We start from the raw sequence: 25,196 nt of genomic DNA on the forward strand, positions 1-25,196 counted from the left end.
CGCTTATCCTAAACGCTGACGTGCATCAAACGCACGTCGAATAACATTTCCAACATAACTGATCCCCACACATAACACTAAGATCAACAACGATGCCGGTATCCAGACCCAAGGTGCCCCGATCATGACATCCGGATCTTGAGCTAATCCGATCATCAAACCTAAACTTGGCACTGATTCCGGCAAACCAAACCCTAAGAAACTTAAACCAACTTCGATCCCGATATTTGCGGTCAAGCTCAAGATCAAATCAACAATGATAAGTGAACTGATATTTGGCAAAATATCGGTCAACATGATCTTCCAAGCACTACTTCCTGAAGTCATAGCCACATAAACATATTCTTTCTGTGATTCAGCTAGCGTCTTAGAGCGGATCAAACGCGCCGTACCGACCCATAAAAAAGCCGAAACGACTAAAACAAAGTCCAACATACTATAGTTTGGAATGATCGATACGATCACAATAACTAACATCAGCATCGGTAACAGCATCATAAAATCCAAAAAACGCATCATGATATTATCGACGAGTCCACCGTAATAACCTGCGACTAAGCCAAAAACGATCCCGATCACTTCGACGATCAATGTGACCGCTAAACCAATATCTAATGAATTACGTGTCCCCAAAACTAAATACTTCAAAACATCACGTCCACCTTGATCGGTCCCCAATAAATGCCCATCTTTTCCGGGATGGCCGTAGCTATTTATGATGTCCACATGCATTACTTGCTTAGTATTCAAAAAAGCCGCATAAACATAAATAAACAAAATCAGTGTTAACAATAAAAACAAGAAAAATGTTGCTCCCTTGTCCTGTTTAAATTCGCGCACGATCATTGCGAAATTAGACGTATTCTTTTTCATAATCCTTCCCCCATTATTCGATCCGGACCCGTGGATCGACCAAACTCAAAATAATATCTGACAATAATGAGCCGAGCAAAGTCATCGTGCCATATAACAGGACTAAAGCGGTGATCACTGAATAATCGCGGTTTAAGATCGAATTCATAAATAATAGCCCCATACCTGGATAATTAAAGATCTGTTCGATAAAGATCGAGCCCCCCAGCAGCCCTGTGATCGAATATCCTAAGAAAGCAGCGATCGGCAATAATGAATTCCTGAAGATATGATGCGTAAAGATCTTCTTTTCTGGCACACCTTTAGCGCGAGCCGTCTTAACATAATCTTGATTCTTATTGTCGATCACCTCACTACGCAAGTATTGCACGATTGCGGTCACACTAAGAACAGCCATCAAACAAGCTGGTAAGATCATGTGATCCAAACGACTCAAAATATAATCTAACGTCCCAGTAACATCGACTGAGACAGAACCAGAAGTCGGAAACCAGCGCAATTTATACCCAAATAACCAAACCCCTAACAGATAAGAGACAAAGGATGGGATCGCGTACGCAACAAAGGTATAGATCATGATCCCCTTATCCAATCTTGAATTCTCATACCTTCCTGCGATCAACCCCAATGGAATAGCTAACGAATAACTCAAGATCAAAGTTAATAAATGTAACCAGATCGTATTGCCCATCCGCGATAAGATCAGACTTCCAACGGGTGTCTTAAACTGATAACTCATCCCTAGGTCTCCATGGACCATGCGGACGATCCAGTGCCAGTATTGTAGATACCACGGATCATAGACCCCAGCTTTGATCCGTAAAGCTTCGATCTGCGCAGGTGAAGTCTGCGGTGTGATCATCCCCGTAAATGGATCTCCAGGCATTAATTTTGCGATAAAAAAAATCAAGATACTCAGCAAGACTAATTCTGGGATCATCAGCAAAACACGTCTTAAAATAATTTTCCACATATATTGATTCCCCTTTCAGTGCTCATTCTTTCCTCAAAGCAACAAAGTGTGTCCGCGTTACCTCTTCTAACGGATAGACCCGACCATTTTTATCATAATAATCCTCTTTTTGAGCATTATATTCGGCTTCGAGTGCTTGACGCTTTTTGCGATGATTTTCCCGATTTTCTACATCGGTCTGCGGAATAGCAGCCAAAAGACGTTTTGTATAAATATGCAGTGGATCTTGATAAATATCCTCACGTGTCCCAATTTCAACAAAGCGTCCCCGGTGCATGATCGCCAAATTGTCACACATATGATAGACGACCCCTAGATCATGGGAAATAAACAGAAAGGCTACACCATACTTTTTTTGGATCGCCTTCATGTAATTCAAAACTTGGGCCTGGACTGACAGATCCAAAGCTGAGACTGGTTCATCGGCAATGATCAATTTGGGTTTAGTCGCCACGGCTCGCGCAACTCCGATCCGTTGTCGTTGCCCCCCCGAAAATTGATGGGGGTACTTATAAAGTGATTCCTCATCCAAGCCCACAGTTTGTAGTAATTCAAGGACCCGCTGTTTTAAAGCTTTGCGTGATAATTTTTCAAAATTTCTGAGTGGCTCACCAATGATATCGATGACCTTTTTCTTAGGATTTAGACTGGAAAGTGAATCTTGAAAGATCATTTGTACGTCCTTGTTGTACTTTAGTTTTCTTCTGACCCGCTTGTCAGTCACATCTTTGCCGCGGTAAGTGATCGTCCCCGAAGTTGCTTCGACCAAGCCAACAAGCGCTTGCCCGATCGTTGATTTTCCCGAGCCTGATTCACCGATCACACCATAACTTTGTCCTTTTTGGATCGTAAATGAGATCCCATCGACCGCATGGACATAGTCTGTTACATGATTGAAAAAACCTGATCGTACGGGATAATGGACCCGCAAACTCTCTACTTTCAGTAATTCATCACCCATTATCAGCGCCCCCTACTTTAGTTTCAGCGGGAAATTTAAAATCTCGCCAGCAAATGCATCTGACATAATGTCCGACTGCTACTTGGTGCATTTGTGGTTCATTTTCATGCGCTAGCTCATTTGACCATGAAATGCGTTTAGCAAATCGACAACCGCTATGTTCCATATTCTTTAACGATGGAACCATACCTTCGATCACGTATAACTCTTCTTGATCGCTATCTGCTTGTGGCATTGAGCGTAAGAGTGATCGCGTATATGGATGTTTGGGATCGGTAAAAATTTGCTTAGCCGACCCTAACTCAACGACCTGCCCCGCATACATCACAGCAACTCGGTCAGCCATTTCTGCTACGACCCCTAGATCATGGGTGATCAAAATGATCCCCGCATGATTTTCGGCTTGGATCGCTAGCAACAGATCCAAGATCTGGGCTTGGATCGTAACATCCAAAGCTGTGGTTGGTTCATCGGCAATGATCAGATCGGGCTTGCAGGCGATCGCGATCGCAATAACGACACGTTGCCGCATCCCACCTGATAACTCATGTGGATATTGACGTGCTACTAGCGCGGGATGTTCTAAACCTACTTGTTGTAGTAATTCAAGCACACGAGCATGTTTTTGCTCACCTGTCATCTTCGTATGGAGATCTAGACTTTCTTTGATTTGATCTTCCACACGCATCAATGGATTGAGCGCAGATAGCGGATCTTGAAAGATCATCCCGATCTGTTTACCACGGATCTGCTCTAGTTGTTGGCTCTTTGTGCCCACAAGTTCAGTACCGCGGTATTTGATACTTCCTGTCACTTTTGCTTGCTTCTCGTTGTGTAGCCCCATAATGCTCGTGGCTAAAGTACTTTTACCACAGCCAGATTCACCAACGATAGCCAAAACTTCATTTTCATTTACTTCTAAGCAAACATCATCAAGTGCATTGTAAAATTGGCCCTCAACTTTGAATGCGGTACTGACATTTTTGATTTCCAGTAACAATATCTCGCCCCCCAATTTAGCGTAAGTGAATTTTTTACCAATTCTATTTATATTTTTTTATTTTGTCAACAACTAATTTACTAAATTTTTTTGTTTTTTAAACATGTATTTTTAGGGGATATAATTGAAATATGAAGTTAAATCATCAAATAAAAACTAAAAATATTTACTTACACCTTTATTATCTAGTACTAGTTAAAAATATTAGAAAAAGATTATTAAAAAATTTCGTTTTTATAAACACATTTTTGGAGCTAACTTATTTTCTTCAAAAAAAGTGTTGACATTACCAAAAAAAGGTTGTAAATTTAGTTCAACAATAAATATCAGCAAACGCAATGAGAAAGACAAGTAATCGTATGTGCGCCTAAAAGCGAGCTCTGGTTGGTGAAAGAGAGCAGGTCAGCCTTACGATGAAAAATCACTTTCGAGCGTTGTATCGAACGTACTTCTAGTAGATACTCTGGGTACACCCATTACAGTGTTAGCATATCGCCTTTATTCTAGGTATGGGCCGTATGTGAAAGGCGAACGTAGCGAGGCGTTCGTAAAGCAAGGTGGTACCACGCTCTAAAGGCGTCCTTGGACTGATCAGATCAGTCTAGGGACGCCTTTTCTTTTAATTCTGATATTTTGTGCAACTAAAAAGGAGTGTATGGATTTATGAATAACACAGAAAAAAAGATGACATTTAAAGATTATGCCGTCGTCAGTTCATTACTATTTGGTCTATTCTTTGGGGCAGGGAACTTGATCTTCCCACTTCACTTAGGTCAATTAGCCGGTCACAATTGGGGACCAGCCGCACTTGGATTCCTAGTTACTGGGGTCTTATTACCACTATTGTCAGTTTTAGCCATTGCTATCACCCGTGCTAAAGGGGTCTACGACGTTGGATTACCACTTGGAACTGGGTTTGCCTTGACATTTATGGTCTTGATCCACGCTACGATCGGACCGCTTTTTGGAACACCTCGGACCGCAACTGTGGCTTATGAAGTTGGTTTGAAGCCATTTTTAGGCGCTGGTAACAGCTGGGGATTGCTCTTATTTTCTGCTTTATTTTTCGGAGCCTCTTTTGCATTTTCCTACCGTGAAAATGACATTTTGTCCAACGTCGGCAAAGTTTTGAACCCACTATTCTTAGCACTTTTGACTTTAGTTTTTTTGGTCGCTTTCGCAAGTCCGCTAGGTTCAACTACTAGCGCACCTGTTACGGTAGCATATTCTAACTTCTCAAATGCTTTGACAAATGGTTTTTTAGAAGGCTACAACACGATGGATGCTTTAGCTGGTCTAGCATTTGGGGTCACTGTCGTTACAGCTATCCAACAAATGGGGCAAAAAGATCCTAAAAGCGTCTCGCTTGTAACTGCTAAATCAGGTTTCTTCTCCATGGGTGCAGTTGCCTTGATCTATTTACTATTGATCTTATTAGGTGCGATGTCTTTAGGACAATTCAAACTTTCACCTGAAGGCGGTACAGCTTTCACCCAGATCGTAAATGCCTACGCTGGTCCAGTTGGTCAAGCCGTTTTAGCGACCCTTTTGACTGTGACCTGCTTAACAACAGCTGTGGGCTTAGTTGCTGCTTTTGCTCAAGATTTCCATAATCATTTTCCAAAAGTCAGCTACCATGTTTGGCTATTCTTGAGCTGTTTAGCTTCATTCTTGACTGCTAACTTTGGGCTCGAAACGATCATCGCTTGGTCTACTCCAATGTTGATGTTTCTTTATCCACTTTCAATGGTCTTGATCTTACTTTCAGTTTTCTCACCACTTTTCAAACGTGATGGTGTAGTTTATCTTACTGTAGTTGTTTGCACAGTTGTTCCTGCATTCTTTGATATGATCGTGGCCTTCCCTAAAGTAGTCAGCCAAAGCCATGTTGGTTTAGCCGTTGCTGGTATGCGTTCCTACTTACCGTTAGCAAACATCGGAATGTCATGGGCTGTCCCAGCTCTTGTTGGACTTGTCGTAGGACTTGTACTTCACTTTGTCCGTCGGAGCAACTTACCAGAATTAGTTGAAGATTAAACTTTTATACCTCCTGTTTATAAAAAAATAGTCGACAATAAACTTTCCAGTTGAAGTTCATTGTCGACTATTTTTGTATCATTTTCTCCTGTTAAATCGCTGCCAAATATAATGCCCTAAGTAACATAAGATAACAAAGGGCACTGTCCAATACAACGCTACTCTTTGATCAGGATCAAACCAGATCAATAAGCATGACGCTCCGCTCAAGATAAACGCCGCCCAAGGAACAAGCGGAAATAGCGGTGTTCTATACTCCAGTTCTGAAAGCTCACGTCCACTAGCCAAAAAAGATTTACGAAATCTGATCTGGGTAATAGCGATCACCATCCACACGATAACAACAGCTAAGCCTGAGATCGAGACTAAGACTAAATAAACAGTATCAGCGGCAACAACACTTGAGATCAATGCTAAGATCGCACCAAGCATACTTGCACAAAGAGCAACTAGTGGAACCCCTCTTTTAGAAGTTTTAGTAAAAATTGGAGAAAACGTCTTTTCATTTCCCAGTGACCACAGCATCCGTGTTGACGCATATAAACCTGAGTTAGCAGCTGAAATGATCGCTGTCAGTACAACAAAGTTCATCAAATCAGCTGCATAAGGAAGTTCCATCCGCTCAAAAATATAGACAAACGGACTTTGTGTTACCCCCGCCACTTGATAAGGAATCAGCGCCGCCATGACAACGATACTTCCGATAAAAAATAACCCTAAGCGCAGTACGGTCGCATGGATCGCTTTGGGGATAGTTTTCTTTGGATCTTTGGCCTCACCTGCTGTGATCGCAATGAGTTCTGTCCCAGAAAAAGCAAAATTGACCGTCAACATCGTGGTAAAAAGCCCTCCAAAGCCATTAGGGAACCAACCATTTTTCGTTAAATTACTTAAGCCTGGTGCATGTGAAAACCCAGCATATGGAAATATTCCAATGATCGCTGCCCCACCTAATAAAATAAACACAACGATCGCTAACACTTTGATCAGGGAAAAATAATATTCACTCTCAGCAAAAACTCTAACTGAAAAGGCATTGGTCAAAAAGATCAAAATAATAAAAGCTAAACTCCAAAGCCAAACAGGAGTATCAGGAAACCATTTTTGCATGATCAGCCCCGCTGCCGTAAATTCTGATCCTAATGCTACCGTCCAAGTCAACCAATATAAAATAGCAACCAATAATGCTGTCGCTGGACCGATATATCGTTTAGCATAGACATGAAAAGCGCCAGTATAGGGCATTGCTACACTGAGTTCACCCAAACACAACATGACTAAAAAACAAAGTAGTGCTCCGATCAGATAAGCAATGATCGTTCCGAGCGGACCTGCTTCATGGATCGTATAACCCGAACTCAAAAAAAGGCCAGTCCCGATCACTCCACCCAAAGATATCATTTGGATATGTCGGGCCTGCATCTTACGTTTTAAATGTGTTTTATATGCCATTGATGGTCCCCCTACTTATAGAATTACATTTACATGAATAAGATATTAAATAATATTATAACACGATTTAAATTTAGAAGGGGCCTCTTCTTATGGATCATCTTCCTTTCAAACACGTACTTGAGAGTGCCATGTTAAGTGCGTTAGAACAACAAACTATGCTTTGATCGATACTATCTATGACGTTCATACAAATAGCCCTAACTAATACTCACCAATCTATTGACCAAAAAGATCAACTTTGGGCAAGTAGCACCAAACTGGCGCTGGTATCAAACAGATCTCTGAATATCTCAACGACTCTTGAATATATTTTCAAGACATGTAAAATAGTCAAACTTAATTTGCTTTCAGGGACTATCTTCTTTTATCTGTAGATCATATTAAAAAATGCTTGGGGTGATGCCCCCAAGCACTTTTTAGTAGTTCTATTTAAAACTAAGGCCTAACAAACTGATGATCACAAAGGTCATTCCACTAGCGATCACAGGGCCAGCTGCAACTCCACGTAAAAAGACGACGCCTAAGATCGTCCCAAAGACTAAAGCGACTGTCACTTGGGGCGTCGCTGCTAATTGGTCGACACCATAACGTGATAAGATCGCAACCAAGATCCCACAACCAACTGCGATCCAGCCAGCTGGCATCTTGAAGGCATCAATCAAGTCTTTAAACGTAATCTGCCCGGTCGCGATTGGGATCAAGATCGCAACCGAAATGATCGTAACGCCCCAATTGATCCCTTTAGCTTGGATCACAGGGAACCACTTTTCAGATAATGCTGGGATCAACTTGATCGCCATGACGACTAAAGTTGCGATGATCAAAGAATTATTTTTACCAAAAAATGAAACTGCTAAGATCAGCAGTAAAAAAAGCCAAGTTTCCATTAAATATCCCCCTCTTTTCAAACATAATCAAATAATACCAAATTTAGTGCTAAATTAAAAAGGACGAATGTTTGCCATTCGTCCTTTTTGCTAGTCGCTCACTTTTGCGATCTTGCCTTGTTCGATATAGACAGCCAAGATCGATAAATCGGCAGGATTGACCCCACTGATCCGACTTGCTTGAGCCAAGGTCTCAGGTTGGATCTTGACTAATTTTTGTTTAGCTTCAGTAGCTAAGCCTTCGATCGCCATGTAATCAATATTTTCTGGGATTGTCTTGGCTTCCATTCGCTTCAATTTTTCAACTTTTTCATAGGCTTTTTTGATATAACCTTCATATTTATATTGGATCTCGATCTGCTCGATCACACGCCGATCAAGAGCTTTCGGTGCAGCGGGGATAAATTGCATCAGATCAGCATAAGTCACGTATGGACGACGCAAGAGATCACTTGCTAAAACTCCATCTTTCAAGGGACGATCGCCATGCGCTTCTAAATATGCATCCACTTCTGGTGACGGCTTGATGCGGATCTTTGATAACCGCTCTTTTTCAGCGGCGATCTCTGCTTTTTTAGCTTCAAAAGTTGCCAAACGTTCATCTGAGATCAAACCGATATCATGACCAAGTTCTGTTAAACGCAGATCAGCATTATCATGGCGCAAGATCAAGCGATATTCTGCTCGACTCGTCAACAAACGGTAAGGTTCATTTGTCCCCTTAGTTACTAGATCATCGATCATGACCCCAATATAGGCATCACTACGCTTCAAGACGATCTCTGCTTTACCTAAAGCATGACGCCCGGCATTGATCCCAGCGATCAAACCTTGGCCAGCTGCTTCTTCATAGCCTGAAGTTCCATTAGTCTGTCCAGCCGTGTATAGGCCTTTGATCAACTTGGTCTCAAGTGTTGGACGTAACTGATATGGTGAAACGATATCGTATTCGATCGCATAACCAGGGCGCATCATCTCGGCTTGTTCTAAGCCTGGGATCGAATGGACCATTTGTTGTTGCACATCTTCTGGAAGTGATGTTGATAGTCCTTGGATATAATATTCATCGGTATCCCGGCCTTCTGGTTCGATAAATAACTGATGCCGCGGTTTATCAGCAAAACGGACGATCTTGTCTTCGATCGAAGGACAATAGCGCGGACCGACCCCTTCGATCACACCGGAAAACATCGGTGCTCGATCGAGATTGTCACGAATGATCTTATGTGTCATCTCTTGCGTATACGTCAACCAACAAGATAGCTGTTGTTTTACATCTAGGTAGTTAGCATCGTCACTTTCATAACTGAATAAATGTGGTTCTACATCACCTGGTTGTTCTTCGGTCTTAGCATAGTCGATCGTGTTACCATCTACTCGTGGCGGGGTACCAGTCTTGAATCGCTTGAGTTCAAAACCTAGACGTTCTAGATTCTTAGATAATTCGATCGCAGCTTGTGTATTGTTAGGTCCGGAAGAATACATCAATTCACCAATGATGATCTTGCCACGAGCTGAAGTCCCGGTCGTTAAGACAACCGCCTTAGCACCATAACAAGCTCCTGTGTTAGTCACGACCCCTTTGACTTCACCATCTTCAACGATCAGATCATCCACGATCCCTTGGCGCAAAGTCAAATGTGATTGATCTTCCAATGTATGCTTCATTTCGATCGAATAGCGACTCTTATCTGCTTGAGCCCGCAAAGCTCGAACAGCTGGGCCTTTACCAGTATTTAGCATCCGCATCTGCACGTAAGTTTTATCGATGTTTTTACCCATTTCACCCCCGAGGGCATCGACTTCACGCACAACGATCCCCTTAGCTGGACCACCGATCGAAGGATTACATGGCATAAATGCCACCATTTCTAAGTTGATCGTGATCAAAAGGGTCTCATTACCCATCCGTGCTGAAGCTAAAGCTGCCTCACAGCCCGCATGTCCAGCCCCTACTACGATCACATCATAATCTTTTGCCTTGTATTTTTCTCCAAATTGCATAAATTCTCCCTTATTTTCCTAAACAGAATTGACTGAATAACTGATCTAATAACTCATCTTGGTAACTATCGCCTGTGATCTCACCTAAAAGTTCCCAAGCACGTGTCATATCGATCTGGACTAGATCAACTGGCAATTCTTGCTCCAAACCAGTTAAAACTGCTTCCAAAGCAGCCTTAGCTTGTTCTAACAAAGCAATATGGCGTGCGTTGGTCACTAAAACTGTCGTCTGCGAATTTTCGATCCCACCATAGAAAAGCGTAGCGATATGTTCTTCTAATTCGCGGATCCCTTCATTTTTTAGCACCGAGGTCTTGAGGACTTCAGCTTTATCAACATATTGATATAACTCATTAAGATCGAGTTTTGGTTCAAGATCCATCTTATTCAAGACGATGATCCGTTTTTTATCCTGCGTCAATTGCAATAACTCGATATCTTCAGTAGTCAAAGGTTCACTGGCATTTAACAACAATATCACCAGATCAGAGCGATCGAGCGCTTGACGTGAACGCTCGACCCCGATCTTTTCGACCCTATCATCGGTCTCGCGGATCCCGGCTGTATCGACCAATTTTAATGGTACACCTAAAACGTTGACGTATTCTTCGATCACATCGCGCGTCGTCCCAGCGATATCTGTCACGATCGCTTTATCTTCGTGTAACAAGTGATTCAATAAGCTGGATTTGCCAACATTAGGCCGTCCTACTAAAGCAGTAGCTAGCCCTTCACGCAAGATCTTGCCTTGACGTGCTGTGACTAAAAGCTGTTCGATCTTAGCACAAACATCGAGCGCTTTTTCACGCAACAACTTAGAAGTCATCTCTTCAACATCATCATATTCAGGATAGTCAATGTTGACTTCGACTTGAGCCAATACATCCAAGATCTCTTGGCGTAAATTCCTGATCAACTGCGAAAGCTCGCCATCAAGTTGGTTCAACGCAGCTTTCATCGAGCGGTCGGTCTTAGCACGGATCAGATCCATCACTGATTCAGCTTGTGCCAAGTCGATCCGCCCATGCAAGAAGGCTCGCTTAGTAAATTCCCCCGGTTCAGCTAACCGCGCACCATTAGTCAATAAGACTTGTAAGATCTTATTAGTGGGCACGATCCCACCGTGGCAGTTGATCTCGACTGTATCTTCGCGAGTAAATGTCTTAGGTGCTCGCAACACAGAGACCATTACTTCATCGATTATTTCCCGGGTTTTAGGATCGATAAAATGACCATAATTGATCGTATGACTAGAAACTTTAGTCAGATCCTTGCCTTTAAATACTTGATCAGCGAGCGTCACGGCATCATCGCCACTCAACCGCACGATCGAGATCGCCCCTTCCCCAGGTGGAGTAGCGATCGCCGCGATCGTATCAAATTCAGTCACTGTATTTGCCATTATTTCCCTCCGTAAAATTTATCCTTAAGCATAAAAAAAGCGCCTACTCCACACAAAATAAACTTGTCCCCAAGACAAGCTTCTCATGTGGATAAAGCACTTTGACTACTTTATCAATTAAGATAAGAATGATTATTTATAATATAATGTTAAACTTTTGATTTGTCAATCAGAAAACATGGTGTCTTTAGTCTAGTTATTTGCTAGCTATTCATCTAATTTTGCTAAATAAAAAGCCTTTTACTGTTCACTGATCCAAGAAGCAGCAAATAAATTCCGAATAAAAATAAACCAACCTCCCTCAGAACGCAAAATGCATAGTCTGAGAAAGACCGGTTTAGCCATACGGCGCTGATCGCTTTGTTTGCTTTAATCAAATCTTATGTGGACTGAGCGCCCACTGACTTCAGCTAACCGTAATAATTCGTCTGTTGTCGGCAAAGCTTCACCCGCTTCGATCGTTTCTAAACGTTCCAAGCTAAAGCCTGCTTTATATGCAAAATGGGGTCGATCTAGCCCCATTTCTTGCCGTAATTTTCGTACTGCAAATTGATAATCTACCTGTAGATTGCGAACTCGGTAGGCTTGTTTTTGTTCGGGAGTCACTGCGATCATTTTAGCATTGAAATTAGTCTGGTGATCACCCTCCTTAGCCATAAAAGCTTGTAACTGGCGCTTTTTTTGCGCTGCTTTGGCTAAGATCGCCTGTTTATCGGCAGCCATTTCGCGAATAAAATCAGCTACATTCGGTAAAGTGCCTACCATCAACTCATTTTTTCGTTTACCCACTGCATCACTTCATTTCCCTATTTTCACTTAATTATAGCAAAAATAACCCGGGAAATTGCTTAAATCGTCAGATCTTCACCATTTGAGGCAATAACTTTTTGGTACCAGTAAAATGAATCTTTCGGAATTCGCTTCAAGCTACCTTTGCCAAAATCATCGCGCTCGACATAGACAAAACCATAGCGTTTCTTCATCTCACCTGTCCCGTTGGAAACAAGGTCGATGCAGCCCCACATCGTATAGCCCAGCAACTCAACCCCATCTAGGTTTACCGCATCTTTCATCGATTGGATATTTTCCTTTAAATATTTGATCCGATAATCATCGTGGACTTTGCCATCACTTGTGAGTTCATCACTCCAACCTAAGCCATTTTCCACGATCCAAAGTGGTTTGTGATAACGATCCCACAAAACGTTCAAAGCTAGCCGCAAACAATCGGGGTCAGTGGCCCAGCCCCAAGCATTGGTCTCTAAGTAAGGATTCTTGATCCCATTGATCCCTAGATTCCCACTATCACCGGCTTCTTTTTCATGCGTTGTTAAGACATTTGAACCATAACAAGAAAAGCTAATAAAATCGACCGGATAGTCTTTGAGCAAAGCATGATCTTCTGGTGAAATATCAAGCGTGATCCCTTCACGTTCATATTCTTTCAATTTATAGTTAGGATAGCACCCACCGGCTTGAACATCGGCATAAAAAAGCATCTTTTGGTTGTATTCCATGACCTTGATCTGATCGGCGGGATCACAAGTATACGGATATACCGGCTGATAGGCTAACATCATCCCGACCTGCATCTTTTTATCGATCTCATGAGCTAATTTAACCGCCAAAGCACTAGCGACAAATTGATCATGTGCCGCCTGCGCCCGACTTTGCAAACTCGAATCTAACAGTCCGGCTCCCATATATGGAGCTAGATCGACCGCATTGATCTCATTAAAAGTCAACCAATACTTTACTTTGCCCTTATAGCGTGTAAAGACGGTCCGCACATAATTTTCAAAGAATTTGATCAACTTGCGATTTTTCCAACCACCATAGTCGTTGATCAGTCCAAGGGGAGTCTCATAGTGTGAAAGAGTCACCAGTGGTTCTATCCCATATTGTTGGCAGAGGTCAAAGATCTTATCATAAAAGGCTAGCCCAGCTTCATTTGGCGTTTCTTCATCGCCATTTGGAAAGATCCGTGACCAATTGAGTGAGAGCCGATAACACTTAAATCCCATCTCCGCCATCAATTTAAGGTCTTCTTCATAGTGATGATAAAAATCTGTCGCCGTATGACTTGGATAGTAATACCCATCGACTAATGCCGGTCTTGCGCCAGCTGGCAGTTCAAAATCACTTCCCCATTCAAGTGGCGTTGCGCCTGTCGTACCATCAGATCGTACCCAGGTAACTTTACGTGGTTCAGTCGCTGAGCCATTCGTTAAAACATCGATCGCATTTAGACCTTTACCATCTTCAGCAAAGCCACCTTCATATTGGTTAGCAGCCGTTGCGCCACCCCACAAAAAATCTTTCTTAAAAGCCAATCAGCTCACCCTTTCTTGCCTAAACCGTTACCTGTTCTAACAGTTCAAACGTATCATTTTCTTTACTGAAGCCATATTTAAAGATCGCCCCATTCGGGATACTGGAGAGCTCAAGCTGGTCATCCCAGCGTTTGATAAATTGTAAACACGCATTGGCATGGGTAACTGCCAAAACTGTCTGGCCACTGGAGCGATGCATCAATTCAGTACAAGTTGTAACGATCCGATCTTGAACTTCAGAATCGCTTTCACCACCGTACTTAACAAACAGATCACCATAGGGGCGCAAATGTTGTAGGTAATTATGTTCACCTTCAAGCAAGCCAAAGTTTTGTTCCTTTAAGCCCTTTAGGCGCATATATGGCAATGATGTAACTTGACGCAAAGTATCACAACAGCGCTCAGAAGCTGAACAATAAGCAGCCGAAAGATCAACGGCTTTAAAGTATTCACTTGCTCGCTTAGCTTGTCTGATACCTTTTTTAGTCAGTGGTGAATCACTCCAGCCTTCCATCTTACCTAATTGGTCAAATAATGTTTCACCATGTCGCATTAAATACAATGTTTGTTCCATAAGCCCTCCATAAAGTATATTCTTTTATAAATATGACTTTACTTAATCAGTATAACGCTTTCTTTCTGACTAAGCAAAGAACAACTACTACAATAATACCTGCTCATCATTATCCGGTTTTTTACTTAAAATAATAATAAAGCAGTGCTAAGAAACACTTAAGATTTCTTAGCACTGCCTTTGAAATATGTTTAGCAACTCCGACTCTAAAATGCGCCGCCGGTCCCGCCGCCACCGCCACCGGAACTGCCACCAGAGAACCCGCCAGAACTACCACTAGCCGACGAATCAACATTGGCTGCTGCAATACTTTGCTCAAAACTTGAGGTGAAACTGTCATTCCAACTACCTGCAAAATACAAAGCATAATAAATTCCAAAACCATTCTCTAATTCAGCTACACTAAACTCGGCTTTCAAAGCCTTGATGACCTTTTTAGCTAGACCAAATGCCACTGCATACGGCATGATCTGTTCCCATAAAACAATGTCTCCTACTTCACGCAGATCAAACCGGCCAACATCTTTTAACATCGCTTTGAAACACCGTAATTCATAGATCTCTCTTTCTCCTGTTGGCGTATAGCCCGAATGCGTCAGCAAATACTTGGCACTTAATAAAATGATCACGAGCCCTAAGCCTAAACAGATCCATCTGATCATTCCACTAAAGATGACCCCTGCCAACAATAAGATCCCTAAGTTGACACAAGCACCTAGCATAACGGTGATACACCAAGCACGGGTCTTTTTATCGATATAGTTATAGGCATCAGCTTGATTTTTTACCTGCTTAGCCCATTTATCAAATTTTTGACTGAGCGCTTTGGATCTACTGCGCTTGTTTTTTACTTGTTTAAGGGTCTTTAGATCAAATTCGGTCCCATTTCCGACATTTTTAAAGAGAAAATGCAACAATCCATCTTCCAAAAGTACCTTATCCTTTAACTTGATCACATAGTTCTTTTTGCCGGAAGCTTCAACGATCTCTAACTTGCCCTGACCTGCAAGATCCAATAAATGAGCACTAAACGCTTGATTATCCGGTAACGTTTGGTTCAATACCGCAAAAGCTACTTCAGGCGCATATTTAGGGATCTCATAGCTATGCTTGAGTGGCGGTAATTTAGTCTTTTTATTTCCTGGGTTAATCACCAAGATCCCGATAAAACCTAGCGAAAGCGCAAATACGATCCCGCTGAAAATCCGCTTGATAACTTGAGCCCTTTTTTCTTCAGCTTTACGTTTTTGATTAGCTTCATCAGCCAATTTAGCCTCAGCTTGCCTGATCTTTTCTTTTGCCTTTTCATTAGATACCTGAGGATTATTAGGTGTAACTGAAGTTGGAAAAAGCATATGTGTCTCCAACATCTCATCGGTATCAAGTTCGGCAAGTGTCAGCGTCACTTTGCCCTGCGCACGCTCAACATCGGTATAGCCAGTCAAAGGCCCATGTGTCCAAGCTTGCAAGTCAGCGACCGGTTTGGGCAATTGTAGCGTCACCTTAACATTATGCAAGCGCACATCCCAACCTGCACCAAGGATCTTCCAATTTAACTCAGCCGTATCTTGATAGTTCATGATCAAGCCACTCAAAATATAGTGATAGTTCACCGTCAACTTATCATCACTGACCTTATGATAGACTTTGAGCTTTAAATTATCTGCCGTTTTTGTTTGCGTAAATGTGTTGTTTTCCCCAGTTGAACTCTCAGCTAACTGCGTCGTTTGACCATTTTGGGTGATCGAGACCCCAAGATCACTGACATCAGTAACTTTAGCCAGATTTTGGTCGTAATATACCCCATTAAAATCACCATCAAATTCGTAGGTTATCCGTTGGGTAAGATCGATCTTGCCATCTTCACGTATATTTGCCGTTGCATCATAATTGGTTATTTGATAATTGCCATCTGCTAAAGCTGTCTTGCTCGCAGTAAAAAATAAGCCCAGAGCGACCAAAAGACTTACTATCAACTTACTTATCCGATTCATTTTCATTGCCCCCTTTGCCTGATGATATCTTCTCTTATTATCTCAAAATTGTTAACTTAAGACAAAGATTAGCATTAGATCTATAATTATAGGTATACAGATAAAATATTTTTGGTTACCTTAAATTTTTTTGTTTACAAATTTAAATTCTGCGGTAAAATATATTTTAGAATCATTCTAAAAAAGAGGTTATGGATCATGAATAGTAAGTTAACTTTAGCTCAGCGTGTCAACATTTTACGTGCAAGTGTCATGGGGGCAAATGACGGGATCATCTCGGTCGCGGGGATCGTTGTCGGGGTAGCTGGGGCTTCTGCCAGCAACTACGGGATCTTTATCTCAGGGATCGCCGGGATGCTAGCTGGGACCGTTTCGATGGCAATGGGGGAATATGTTTCAGTCAGTACGCAAAAAGACTCCGAAAAACAAGCTGTCGCTGAAGAAAAATCACGCTTAAAGTTGAACTATGAGCATGAATTTGAACTGGTCAAACAAAATTATTTAGCTCAAGGGATCAGACCCGATCTAGCGCAAAAAGCAACGGAAGAAATGATGCAAAAAGACCCTCTCGTGACCACAGTTCGTGAACGCTATGGCTTAAACATCAATGAGATCATCGATCCTTATGCCGCCGCGATCGCTTCAATGGTCTCATTTCCAACTGGTTCATTATTGCCAATGCTTGCGATCACGTTGTTTCCCGAAAAGATCAAGATCATAGCAACATTTATCGCGGTTTTGCTCGCTTTAGCCTTGACTGGCTTAGGGGCAGCTATTTTAAGTAAAGCCGATAAAAAGCAAGGTATCATCCGTAATGTCATCTCGGGGACACTGACGATGGCAGTTACATATTTGATCGGGAAAATTATTGGGGGGTAAACGCAGATGAAAAAAACAAGTTCAATGAGTGAACGGCTCAATACTTTACGTGCTGGTGTTTTAGGTTCAAATGACGGGATCTTGACCGTGGTCGGTGTATTGTTCAGTGTGGCGGTGGCAACAACTGATCAGTTCACGATCTTTATCGCCGGACTTTCCGATCTACTTGCCTGTGCTTTTTCGATGGCAGCCGGCGAGTACGCTTCAGTCAGCACTCAAAAAGATGCCGAAAAAGCGGCAGTCGCTAAAGAAAAGCAATTATTAAAGACTGATTTTTCAAGTGAACTAGCAACTGTCAAAATGTTTTACGTTGAACGAGGGGTAAGTGAACAAACTGCTGCTTTGATCGCCCAAGATCTGATGGCAAAAAAGCCCCTTGAGACTGTCATCAGCATCAAATACAACCTAAATCTCGGGCAATACATGAACCCTTGGAGTGCAGCGCTTTCATCTTTAGTCTCAGCTTCGATCGGTGGGATCTTCCCGTTAGCAGCGATGACTTTGAGTCCGGTTCAATACCAATGGCCGCTCACGATCTTAGCAGTCTGTGTCTCAGTCGCATTAACAGGTTATTTAAGTGCTAAGTTAGGCAATGGCATGGTCAAGACGGCTATCTTACGCAATTTGATCGTTGGAATCATCACCATGATCATCCACTATACAGTCGGGATCATGCTGTAAATACACAGTGCGGAGAATTGCGCTTAGCTCCGTAGAAATAACTGCAACGCAACTTCACAGTGCAAAGAAGTACGAATAAAGCATAAGCGATAAAGAAAACGCGGGCTCCACCATATCTTGGTGGGGCCCGCGTTATTCATACGGCACTAACCGCATTATCACATACTTATTAGTCCACTTGATATTTCCGTAAAAATTGCCGTTCACTGACAACACGATGGTTCGTCACATCTAGATAGTCGCCTTGGTCGGCCATGACGTACATCATATACCCACAAAAGCCACCACCTAAAGTCCCGATCATCCCCAACTTTAGGTTCGCTACAGTCGAAGGGGATAAAGCCGGCATCACGATGCGTAAACGCTTACCGACCCATGTCAAATAATGCTTAGCAAAAGCTTCTTTGACCCATTGTGGCTGTTCATTAGTCCGACTTACTTGCCAAACTTCAACTGTTTTTCCGTGTAATTTAGCTTGCATTAAGCTCTCACCTAAAAATTACACGAATTCGGAGTTCCACCTTGACCATACGGACCACAGTTATGTGCTCTAAAGTTCCGTGTTGCTCCACCATTTAGTTGATCCGCAGTTGGTGCTTTTCCTAATCCACCTAGGAGACCTAGTAAAGCATCTCCCCATCCACCACCGCCTTCAATTTTTTGCATCTCATCTGTTAACAGTGGTTTGTATTGATTGCTCAAATTAATACAATCATTCATATTTCACATCTCCCTATCTAAAAAATAGCTCCTAACTACACTTTTAAAATAGCACATATTTTCTAAAAAGCATCACAAAAATCATAACTGGGCTTTTTTTTGTCAAAAACGAATACAAATGTGATATATTCTCTAAATAATCACTAACTCTTTCCCAGTTCGTCGATCAAGTGTTTGACTTGCTTGAGCGAACGACGTGGAAAATACTCGAACTCACCGTTAACAAACAGGATCTTTCTTTCCTTAAGATCGATCGACTTGATATTTTTGTCGTTGACGATGCAAGATTGTGAGATCGGATGTAAGAACTCGAATTGCTCGACTAGCTCCTTTAAATTGCCATTAAATTCAGCGATCCCATCAACTTTATATAGGCGCAGTCGAGGTGAGCGCTCAGTCGTTACGATGCAGACGACATCATCAATATTTTCGTTATATATCTTATGACCTATCTTATAGGTAAAGGTGTATTTTTGTGTTGTATGACTTGTAGCGATATTTTCTAAAGCTAAGGCTAAGGCCTCTGTTATTCGACCTTGAAATTCCGAGCGCGTCGAATCTTTGATGATATAATCCAAAGCACCGATCCGCCGATGGAAAGTCATTAGTGCCAATTCATCATGCGTTGTTACAAAAATGATCTGCGCTTTAGGATCTTGTCGTTTGATTGCTTCGGCTAGATCCAAACCGGTCTTATCATACTGTTTAGGCGAAAGTTCGATATCTAAAAAATAGATCCCTTCCGTCACTTGATGGTCGGTGACCGCTTGTAGCGTCGCAGCATACGAGGTGTAGTACCCTAAAAAATCTAATTTCCCCTGTCGCTCATCATCTTGGATCACAATCGCCCACTCAAGCATCTCGGCTAGGCTTTGGGCTTGTGCTAATTCATCATCACATACAAGCACTTGATGTTTCATCTCTCTCACCTTTCTTCCAAAACGACCTTCATCTCAAAGGCAAATTCATGCTTGGCTGACGTATACTCGATAAAAATATTGTTGTAGTCTGATACGATCTCACGCACAGTCGTAAGCCCCACCCCATAATGTCCGGCTTTAGTTGAATAGCTCGCATTTTCGATCTGAGCTAACTCGACTTTTTCATGTCGGCAACTATTCTTGAGCATGATCTCTAACACGCCCTCTGTCTGATAGAGTGCCATTTGGACATGAGCACTTGCCCCTAAAATACGACTTTCTTCGATCGCATTATCTAAAACGATCCCGATGATCCGCACTAGATCAAAGGTATCTAAATGCACAGGTGTCTTGATCTCTTGCCGACATTCGAAATCGACTTTGATATCATAGCTGAATAAAATGTTTAACTTATTGATAAAGATACTCTTTAACTGTAGATCTTTGATATTATCTACATCATTAAAACGCCACAAAAGTTTATCCGTAAAATTTTTTTGCGAATACTTAGCTAACTGCTGTAAAGCTTGTTCACTCTTGCCCGCCCGAATGCTTTCCTCTAGAATGAGCAACATATTTTGATAATCATGCTTGAATTTGCGCAACTTACGCTGATTTAGCTCTAATTCACGCATATAGGCTTCCAGATTTCGCCGCTGTTCTTCGAGGTCTTTTTTATGCTGATACTGCTTGATCAAAGAGTAAATGATCCCGACAAAGATCAACTAGATCACGGTAAAACCAAACAAGATCCCCGTCACAAACTTACTTTGACTCACATCCCGGATAAAGAGAAACGAGTTCAAAGTAAGCCCCATGTAGCAAATAAGCAAAAAGACGGGTTTTCCGGTCTCGCTATCCAACTCACTATCAACTTTAAGATGCACTCCTATGTAAACAAAGATCGCACCACACAACGCCTCAACAGCTAAATGCCCTAAAGCAAAATAATTTGCAGAATAATAACGCCAGAGAATATCACTTGCTAAAGCTGCAATAAATGTTAGGCAATTTGCCAGCACTAATCGCCCTAGTAGCGCATAATTACGTGGCCTGGTCCGATAAAAGAAGTAAAATGCGAGCATTTCTAACGCCAAGGAACAGTATTTCCCAACGATCCCCGCTTGATCTAAACTGACTGGGAGTGGCAAAGTAACTGCGATAAAAAGCATCGTCTGTGACCGACTCTTGTTAGGCTTGATCAAAAGGTAGATCGCACTATATTCAATAATCGTTGCGATCAGGCTAAAGCCCCATCGATACAGCATATCCGATCCCTTCTATCATCAAAAATCTTGATTTCATCTTAACATAAGACAATATTTGGACTATACTCAAATGCTCGAAAAAAGTTGCCATACTAAAAGCATGGCAATTTTAGGAAAATTCAAGAGAATTTGATCATTATATCAATAGGTATCAAGGTGTCTATCTTTTATTTTATCATTATCTTACGTCCCGTTATTTTTCTTTGACTACTTTGTTTTTAAAGTAATTGAAAAAAGTTTCTTTTCCAGTAACTATTGAAACAGATCCTGACATCCCATATTTACTACTCATTGCTTCTGTTTTAGATAATCTAACTTTCGCAACTACGGTATAATAATTATTTTTGTCTACTTGAGTCGGGGCTGTTGCTATCTTAGTCACTTTCCCTTCAAGTAACAATGGTTTGGATATATTTTTAGTCAGTTTAAATTTCAACATCTGTCCTACTTTGACAGTAGATATCTCATTTTCTGGAATATAAGCCTTGATTTCTGCGTTCCTTACCAATTCAGGATATATCTTTGCAACTTGTATCTGCCCCCCGAGAGACTTAACACCAACATATTCCTGAATTACATGTAATCTACCCGCTTTAGTTGCCTTAACTACATACTTATCATTTTCATTATTAAGAGTCTTAATATTTGCTTGAAGTTCACTTTGTTCCTGTAGTAATTTATTCAATAACTGCGAAATATCACTTAATTGTTCCGTTTGTAACGTTTGTAATTTTTGTAGCAATCCTTTTTTCTCTGCTTCAGATGTATTTACATCTTTTTGTTGAATTCTTTGCGTCTCAATGCTATCTAGCTGAGTATTGGTATCATCAATTTGCTTCTGCAGATCTTTTAAAGTTTCTGCTTTTAATTGCTCACGTTCTGCATTTTCTAGCATATTACGTCGAGTCTGATAACTTTGATAGATAGTCTTTCCTGAGTCATTTGCTGTGTACTCATGCTCATTTTGAATGTCTTGATATAGTTGTTGATATATTTTTAGCTGTTGCTTTTCCCGACTAAATGCATCACTTTGCACTTTAGCTAGCTGATCACGCTGTTCTTGCTTCAATGTAGCTTTATCCTTTAGCTCCTCTAACTCAATTTGAATGCTATTTCTTTGAGATAAATATGTCTTTAGGCGTTCTTGATACCCAAAATTGTCTTCCTTACTAAATAGATCTCGATTTTCAGCAACACTAGTTTGTAAAAGTCTAATATCTCTAATTTGTTCAGTTAGCAGAGAATTTTGTTTTTGTGCTAGATTTAATTTCTGTTGCACTTGACTGTTGTCAAATCTTAAAATTGTCATTCCAGGTTTAACAATTTTTCCCTCTTCAAGCAAATTCTCCTTTAACTTACCACCGATGAACGTTTGGATTACAGTCGTACCCTGTAGAGGTTCTATTGTACCAATCCCTTTGACTGCGATTTCTTTTTTACCAACTAACGAAAAAATCAGCACACATAAAACTAGGATTACACTAGGAATAATCAGAAGTGTAGTAAAGTTTTTAAAGCGTGCAGTATAAAATTCACTGCTTTCCAAAAATTTTGACTCCATTGATACATCCCCCTAACTATTGACTAAACTAGCATAGTATCCATTTTTATTCATTAATGTTTCATGATCACCTTGTTCAACTATCCTGCCTTTATCTAACACTAAAATATTATCGGTCCGCTTAGCTATTGCCAGTCGATGTGCAATAAAAATAATGGTCCTATCTTCAAGTGACATCAAATTATCGATCAATTTTTTCTCAGTTATTGCATCCAAGCCACTTGTTGATTCATCAAAAATCAAAACTTTTGCTGGAGACAGTATTGCCCGTGCAATCGTAATACGTTGTTTCTGACCCCCAGATAAGATTCCACCATTCTCATCAAGTACAGTGTCATATTGTAACGGCATCTTCTCTATGTCTTCTGTGATCATTGCTAATTGACACGCTTTAAATATATCTTTTTCAGTAACGTCTGAACGATTCCCCAAAGTTAAGTTTTCCATGATAGTTCCTGAAAATACATATGGTGTTTGTGGAACATAATTGATATAACTTCTTAAAAGATGTTTATCAATATTTTTTATCTGATGTTCATTAAAAGTTATACTCCCTATCGTTGGTTCAAAAAAATTAACTAGTAACTTAACTAAAGTCGATTTCCCTGATCCGCTCATCCCTACGATCGTCAATTTTTCATGTTCTTTGATCGTCAAATTTATTCCTTCTAAAACGTTTTGTCCATAACCATAGCAATAAGATACATCTTTAAAAGTGATCACACCAGCTAGCTGATCTGCTAATAACTTATGTTTCTTAGCGTTAAACTCACCTTTTACCAAAAAAACTTCATTTAAACGATTATTTGCTACCTGTGCGCTTTGTAATTTAGGTTGTAAGTTGATAATATTTTGTAGCGGATCAGTAAAATATGCCAATAACGCATTGTAGGCCATCAATTGCCCTAATGATATCTCATTTTTCATAACCAATTGTGCACCGATCCACAAAATAATCACATTTAAGGCCAAATGTACAAATGTTTTCAAAGCTTGCTGTAAAATATCTATTTTTGTATAGTCTAAACTTTTACGCAAAAAATCTACGAATTGTCCATCGATTTTTTGGTAGCGTTCATGTTCACTATTCAATGCTTTGATTGTCTCTATACCTTGAATATCTTCAATAATTGATGAACTCAAGACAGCATTACTTTCCATTTGCTTATTATTTAATTTTTCAAAACTTTTTGTAAAAGCTACAACTACCAACAAATATAAAGGTAAGCAACCCAAGGTTATCAAAAAAAGTGTCCTATTCTGTATTGCTAAAACACTTCCCATGATCACAACTATGCCGACATCTAAAAACATCGAAATTACAGTGCTAGCTAAAGCATCAATTATTTTACTAGCATCATTAAAACGTGAAACTATCTCCCCAGTTTTTCTTGTTGCAAAAAATTCCATTGGTAATTCAAAAATATGTTTGATATATCCCAAAATAATTTCAATTGATAATCTTTGTCCTAAAATCGTCAATAAAAAATCTCGTGCATAATTGAACATAGAATTAAATACATATAAAATCAGTAACCCACTAGCAACAATAGCCAATGTATTATTTAAGCTATTTGGAATGTAGTTATCGATCACAGCCTGCAAAAAGTATGATCCTAAAATGCTGATCAAAGTAATCAGCATAGCAGCTAATACTATATTTATAATTAACTGCCATTGCCTTTTTAACTTTACAAATAACATCCATAAGCCTTGTCGCTCTTCTTTAACTGGAGAATAATCAATATTTGAGGCAAATAACAATGCGATCCCACTCCATTCTTTTTCAAAACGTTGTCGCGACATTTTGATAACTCCAACATTTGGAGCTGGATCTGCTAATAAAATATTCTTTTTGTTTGCGCCTAAAACCACATAGTAATGTAATAAAGTTTCATTTTTAACCACATGTACGATAAATGGATATTTTAAATTTGAAACTTCAAACAACGACATATCTGCCTGTATTGCTTGCGTGTCAAAATTTAGAGCTTGAGCCGCTCTTACTAACCCCAACGCTGTAGTTCCTTCTAGATCTGTTTTAGCAAGATTACGTAAATAAGCTAGTGAAACTCTTGATCCATATTGTTTTAATATCATGGCTAAACAGGCTACCCCACAATCCATTTCATCTAGTTGTGATGTGTAGTATCTATAGAATTTACGCATAGTAGTCCCTCCTCGTAGTTTTAATTTAACTTTTCATTTTTAGCTGGACAATACAATTACAGTCAATGGAATATTACTTGCATTTTTTGGCAAAAAGGGCTGATCTTTTCAATGAAAGATCAGCCCTTTAAGCTTAATAGTCCATACGTTTCTTCATTAAAATAATAATTGCCGTGATAATTATGACTATCATAAACAAAACCCCCGCATCAGCATTAACTTCAAATAGCAAAACTGCTATAAAAATTCCCATTAATAACTTGAGGTTTCGTATATACTTATCTATCCAATACCACATAGTCCAAATAAATCCTAAGCTAATTCCTGTACTAAGCCAAAAAAATATAGTTTGTGACTTTACCATTTTATCCACCCTACCCCAGATATCAAAATAATTCACAACATTTATTTTAGGACAAAAAATACGATTTCTTTGAAAGATGTCATAATTGGTATAATTTAAAGCATATTTGCAATATAACGCTCTATCAGTAGAACTAAACCT

General features: G+C 40.5%; 23 protein-coding genes and 1 other annotated feature. Of the genes, 3 read left to right on the forward strand and 20 right to left on the reverse strand.

The features are described from left to right. Positions 1-3 precede the first annotated feature (3 nt). Genes CPS94_RS08470 through CPS94_RS08485 form a run of 4 tightly spaced genes read right to left on the reverse strand, consistent with a single transcriptional unit; the run spans position 4 to position 3,807 of the window. The gene (locus tag CPS94_RS08470) at positions 4-873 is read right to left on the reverse strand and encodes an ABC transporter permease (RefSeq protein WP_112193704.1); all 870 of its coding nucleotides are present in this window, start codon (positions 871-873) and stop codon (positions 4-6) included. A gap of 13 nt (positions 874-886) precedes the next feature. After that, positions 887-1,846 (reverse strand): oligopeptide ABC transporter permease, encoded by a 960-nt coding sequence (gene opp4B / locus CPS94_RS08475; protein WP_112193706.1) that lies wholly within the window; start codon positions 1,844-1,846, stop codon positions 887-889. 22 nt (positions 1,847-1,868) lie between these two features. Continuing rightward, positions 1,869-2,807, reverse strand: coding sequence for an ATP-binding cassette domain-containing protein (locus CPS94_RS08480; protein WP_112193708.1), 939 nt, complete (start codon positions 2,805-2,807; stop codon positions 1,869-1,871). Beyond that, positions 2,800-3,807, reverse strand: a complete 1,008-nt coding sequence (locus tag CPS94_RS08485; RefSeq protein ID WP_112193710.1) for an ABC transporter ATP-binding protein — start codon at positions 3,805-3,807, stop codon at positions 2,800-2,802. Before CPS94_RS08485 ends, CPS94_RS08480 begins: the two co-directional genes overlap by 8 nt. 329 nt (positions 3,808-4,136) lie before the next feature. Continuing rightward, positions 4,137-4,394 (forward strand) — a binding site (T-box leader). A 76-nt stretch (positions 4,395-4,470) separates the two neighbouring features. Here CPS94_RS08485 and brnQ point away from each other — a divergent pair. Further along, complete coding sequence (gene brnQ, locus CPS94_RS08490; RefSeq protein WP_112193712.1) at positions 4,471-5,844, forward strand: branched-chain amino acid transport system II carrier protein; 1,374 nt, start codon at positions 4,471-4,473, stop codon at positions 5,842-5,844. 78 nt (positions 5,845-5,922) lie between these two features. On the opposite strand, the gene CPS94_RS08495 is transcribed toward brnQ, so the two are convergent. The 8 genes from CPS94_RS08495 to CPS94_RS08530 form a co-directional block, all read right to left on the reverse strand. Continuing rightward, positions 5,923-7,296, reverse strand: a complete 1,374-nt coding sequence (locus CPS94_RS08495; RefSeq protein WP_112193714.1) for an amino acid permease — start codon at positions 7,294-7,296, stop codon at positions 5,923-5,925. Between the two features lie 428 nt (positions 7,297-7,724). Next, the gene (locus CPS94_RS08500) at positions 7,725-8,186 is read right to left on the reverse strand and encodes a DUF441 domain-containing protein (protein ID WP_056958365.1); all 462 of its coding nucleotides are present in this window, start codon (positions 8,184-8,186) and stop codon (positions 7,725-7,727) included. 90 nt (positions 8,187-8,276) lie between these two features. After that, positions 8,277-10,190, reverse strand: coding sequence for a tRNA uridine-5-carboxymethylaminomethyl(34) synthesis enzyme MnmG (mnmG, locus tag CPS94_RS08505; RefSeq protein WP_112193716.1), 1,914 nt, complete (start codon positions 10,188-10,190; stop codon positions 8,277-8,279). A gap of 10 nt (positions 10,191-10,200) precedes the next feature. Further along, positions 10,201-11,592 carry a tRNA uridine-5-carboxymethylaminomethyl(34) synthesis GTPase MnmE gene (gene mnmE / locus CPS94_RS08510; RefSeq protein WP_112193718.1) on the reverse strand — a complete coding sequence of 464 codons (1,392 nt, stop codon included), beginning with the start codon at positions 11,590-11,592 and terminating at the stop codon, positions 10,201-10,203. A gap of 369 nt (positions 11,593-11,961) precedes the next feature. After that, positions 11,962-12,381 carry a helix-turn-helix domain-containing protein gene (locus CPS94_RS08515; protein WP_004049788.1) on the reverse strand — a complete coding sequence of 140 codons (420 nt, stop codon included), beginning with the start codon at positions 12,379-12,381 and terminating at the stop codon, positions 11,962-11,964. Between the two features lie 59 nt (positions 12,382-12,440). Further along, positions 12,441-13,925: a family 1 glycosylhydrolase gene (locus CPS94_RS08520; protein ID WP_112193720.1), complete on the reverse strand. Its 1,485-nt coding sequence runs from the start codon at positions 13,923-13,925 to the stop codon at positions 12,441-12,443. Between the two features lie 19 nt (positions 13,926-13,944). Further along, positions 13,945-14,499, reverse strand: a complete 555-nt coding sequence (locus tag CPS94_RS08525; RefSeq protein ID WP_112193722.1) for a histidine phosphatase family protein — start codon at positions 14,497-14,499, stop codon at positions 13,945-13,947. Positions 14,500-14,705: 206 nt separating this feature from the next. Further along, a complete protein-coding gene (locus tag CPS94_RS08530; RefSeq protein ID WP_112193724.1) occupies positions 14,706-16,493 on the reverse strand; it encodes a DUF2207 domain-containing protein in 1,788 nt (595 codons plus the stop codon). A 198-nt stretch (positions 16,494-16,691) separates the two neighbouring features. Here CPS94_RS08530 and CPS94_RS08535 point away from each other — a divergent pair, with 198 nt between their 5' ends. Together CPS94_RS08535 and CPS94_RS08540 are read left to right on the forward strand one after the other, a co-directional pair. Further along, positions 16,692-17,372, forward strand: coding sequence for a VIT1/CCC1 transporter family protein (locus CPS94_RS08535; RefSeq protein WP_112193726.1), 681 nt, complete (start codon positions 16,692-16,694; stop codon positions 17,370-17,372). A gap of 6 nt (positions 17,373-17,378) precedes the next feature. Continuing rightward, positions 17,379-18,053, forward strand: a complete 675-nt coding sequence (locus CPS94_RS08540; RefSeq protein WP_112193728.1) for a VIT1/CCC1 transporter family protein — start codon at positions 17,379-17,381, stop codon at positions 18,051-18,053. 169 nt (positions 18,054-18,222) lie between these two features. Here CPS94_RS08540 and CPS94_RS08545 read toward each other — a convergent pair whose 3' ends face one another. From CPS94_RS08545 to CPS94_RS08580, 8 genes are all read right to left on the reverse strand, one after another. After that, positions 18,223-18,534, reverse strand: a complete 312-nt coding sequence (locus CPS94_RS08545; protein ID WP_112193730.1) for a hypothetical protein — start codon at positions 18,532-18,534, stop codon at positions 18,223-18,225. An 11-nt stretch (positions 18,535-18,545) separates the two neighbouring features. Next, positions 18,546-18,773 (reverse strand): ComC/BlpC family leader-containing pheromone/bacteriocin, encoded by a 228-nt coding sequence (locus tag CPS94_RS08550; protein WP_112193732.1) that lies wholly within the window; start codon positions 18,771-18,773, stop codon positions 18,546-18,548. Between the two features lie 143 nt (positions 18,774-18,916). Beyond that, positions 18,917-19,693 (reverse strand): LytR/AlgR family response regulator transcription factor, encoded by a 777-nt coding sequence (locus CPS94_RS08555; RefSeq protein ID WP_112193734.1) that lies wholly within the window; start codon positions 19,691-19,693, stop codon positions 18,917-18,919. Between the two features lie 5 nt (positions 19,694-19,698). Then, complete coding sequence (locus CPS94_RS08560) at positions 19,699-20,418, reverse strand: GHKL domain-containing protein (protein WP_112193736.1); 720 nt, start codon at positions 20,416-20,418, stop codon at positions 19,699-19,701. Beyond that, positions 20,419-20,961: a hypothetical protein gene (locus CPS94_RS08565; protein ID WP_112193738.1), complete on the reverse strand. Its 543-nt coding sequence runs from the start codon at positions 20,959-20,961 to the stop codon at positions 20,419-20,421. 193 nt (positions 20,962-21,154) lie between these two features. Continuing rightward, positions 21,155-22,522: a bacteriocin secretion accessory protein gene (locus CPS94_RS08570; RefSeq protein WP_112193740.1), complete on the reverse strand. Its 1,368-nt coding sequence runs from the start codon at positions 22,520-22,522 to the stop codon at positions 21,155-21,157. A 12-nt stretch (positions 22,523-22,534) separates the two neighbouring features. Then, a complete protein-coding gene (locus CPS94_RS08575; protein ID WP_112193743.1) occupies positions 22,535-24,691 on the reverse strand; it encodes a peptide cleavage/export ABC transporter in 2,157 nt (718 codons plus the stop codon). Positions 24,692-24,824: 133 nt separating this feature from the next. Next, positions 24,825-25,055, reverse strand: a complete 231-nt coding sequence (locus CPS94_RS08580; protein ID WP_112193745.1) for a hypothetical protein — start codon at positions 25,053-25,055, stop codon at positions 24,825-24,827. Positions 25,056-25,196 lie beyond the last annotated feature (141 nt).

It is taken from the genome of Ligilactobacillus murinus, assembly GCF_003288115.1.
Classification (GTDB): Bacteria; Bacillota; Bacilli; order Lactobacillales; family Lactobacillaceae; genus Ligilactobacillus; species Ligilactobacillus murinus.

Excerpts from the sequence above, each read along its gene's own strand:
- CPS94_RS08530 (WP_112193724.1), bottom strand. The coding sequence starts at position 16,493 with ATGAATCGGATAAGTAAGTTGATAGTAAGTCTTTTGGTCGCTCTGGGC.
- CPS94_RS08525 (WP_112193722.1), bottom strand. The coding sequence starts at position 14,499 with ATGGAACAAACATTGTATTTAATGCGACATGGTGAAACATTATTTGAC.
- brnQ (WP_112193712.1), top strand. The coding sequence starts at position 4,471 with ATGAATAACACAGAAAAAAAGATGACATTTAAAGATTATGCCGTCGTC.
- CPS94_RS08555 (WP_112193734.1), bottom strand. The coding sequence starts at position 19,693 with ATGAAACATCAAGTGCTTGTATGTGATGATGAATTAGCACAAGCCCAA.
- mnmE (WP_112193718.1), bottom strand. The coding sequence starts at position 11,592 with ATGGCAAATACAGTGACTGAATTTGATACGATCGCGGCGATCGCTACT.
- CPS94_RS08500 (WP_056958365.1), bottom strand. The coding sequence starts at position 8,186 with ATGGAAACTTGGCTTTTTTTACTGCTGATCTTAGCAGTTTCATTTTTT.
- CPS94_RS08545 (WP_112193730.1), bottom strand. The coding sequence starts at position 18,534 with ATGCAAGCTAAATTACACGGAAAAACAGTTGAAGTTTGGCAAGTAAGT.
- CPS94_RS08565 (WP_112193738.1), bottom strand. The coding sequence starts at position 20,961 with ATGCTGTATCGATGGGGCTTTAGCCTGATCGCAACGATTATTGAATAT.
- CPS94_RS08570 (WP_112193740.1), bottom strand. The coding sequence starts at position 22,522 with ATGGAGTCAAAATTTTTGGAAAGCAGTGAATTTTATACTGCACGCTTT.
- CPS94_RS08480 (WP_112193708.1), bottom strand. The coding sequence starts at position 2,807 with ATGGGTGATGAATTACTGAAAGTAGAGAGTTTGCGGGTCCATTATCCC.
- CPS94_RS08495 (WP_112193714.1), bottom strand. The coding sequence starts at position 7,296 with ATGGCATATAAAACACATTTAAAACGTAAGATGCAGGCCCGACATATC.
- mnmG (WP_112193716.1), bottom strand. The coding sequence starts at position 10,190 with ATGCAATTTGGAGAAAAATACAAGGCAAAAGATTATGATGTGATCGTA.
- CPS94_RS08575 (WP_112193743.1), bottom strand. The coding sequence starts at position 24,691 with ATGCGTAAATTCTATAGATACTACACATCACAACTAGATGAAATGGAT.
- CPS94_RS08540 (WP_112193728.1), top strand. The coding sequence starts at position 17,379 with ATGAAAAAAACAAGTTCAATGAGTGAACGGCTCAATACTTTACGTGCT.
- CPS94_RS08535 (WP_112193726.1), top strand. The coding sequence starts at position 16,692 with ATGAATAGTAAGTTAACTTTAGCTCAGCGTGTCAACATTTTACGTGCA.
- CPS94_RS08580 (WP_112193745.1), bottom strand. The coding sequence starts at position 25,055 with ATGGTAAAGTCACAAACTATATTTTTTTGGCTTAGTACAGGAATTAGC.
- CPS94_RS08550 (WP_112193732.1), bottom strand. The coding sequence starts at position 18,773 with ATGAATGATTGTATTAATTTGAGCAATCAATACAAACCACTGTTAACA.
- CPS94_RS08470 (WP_112193704.1), bottom strand. The coding sequence starts at position 873 with ATGAAAAAGAATACGTCTAATTTCGCAATGATCGTGCGCGAATTTAAA.
- opp4B (WP_112193706.1), bottom strand. The coding sequence starts at position 1,846 with ATGTGGAAAATTATTTTAAGACGTGTTTTGCTGATGATCCCAGAATTA.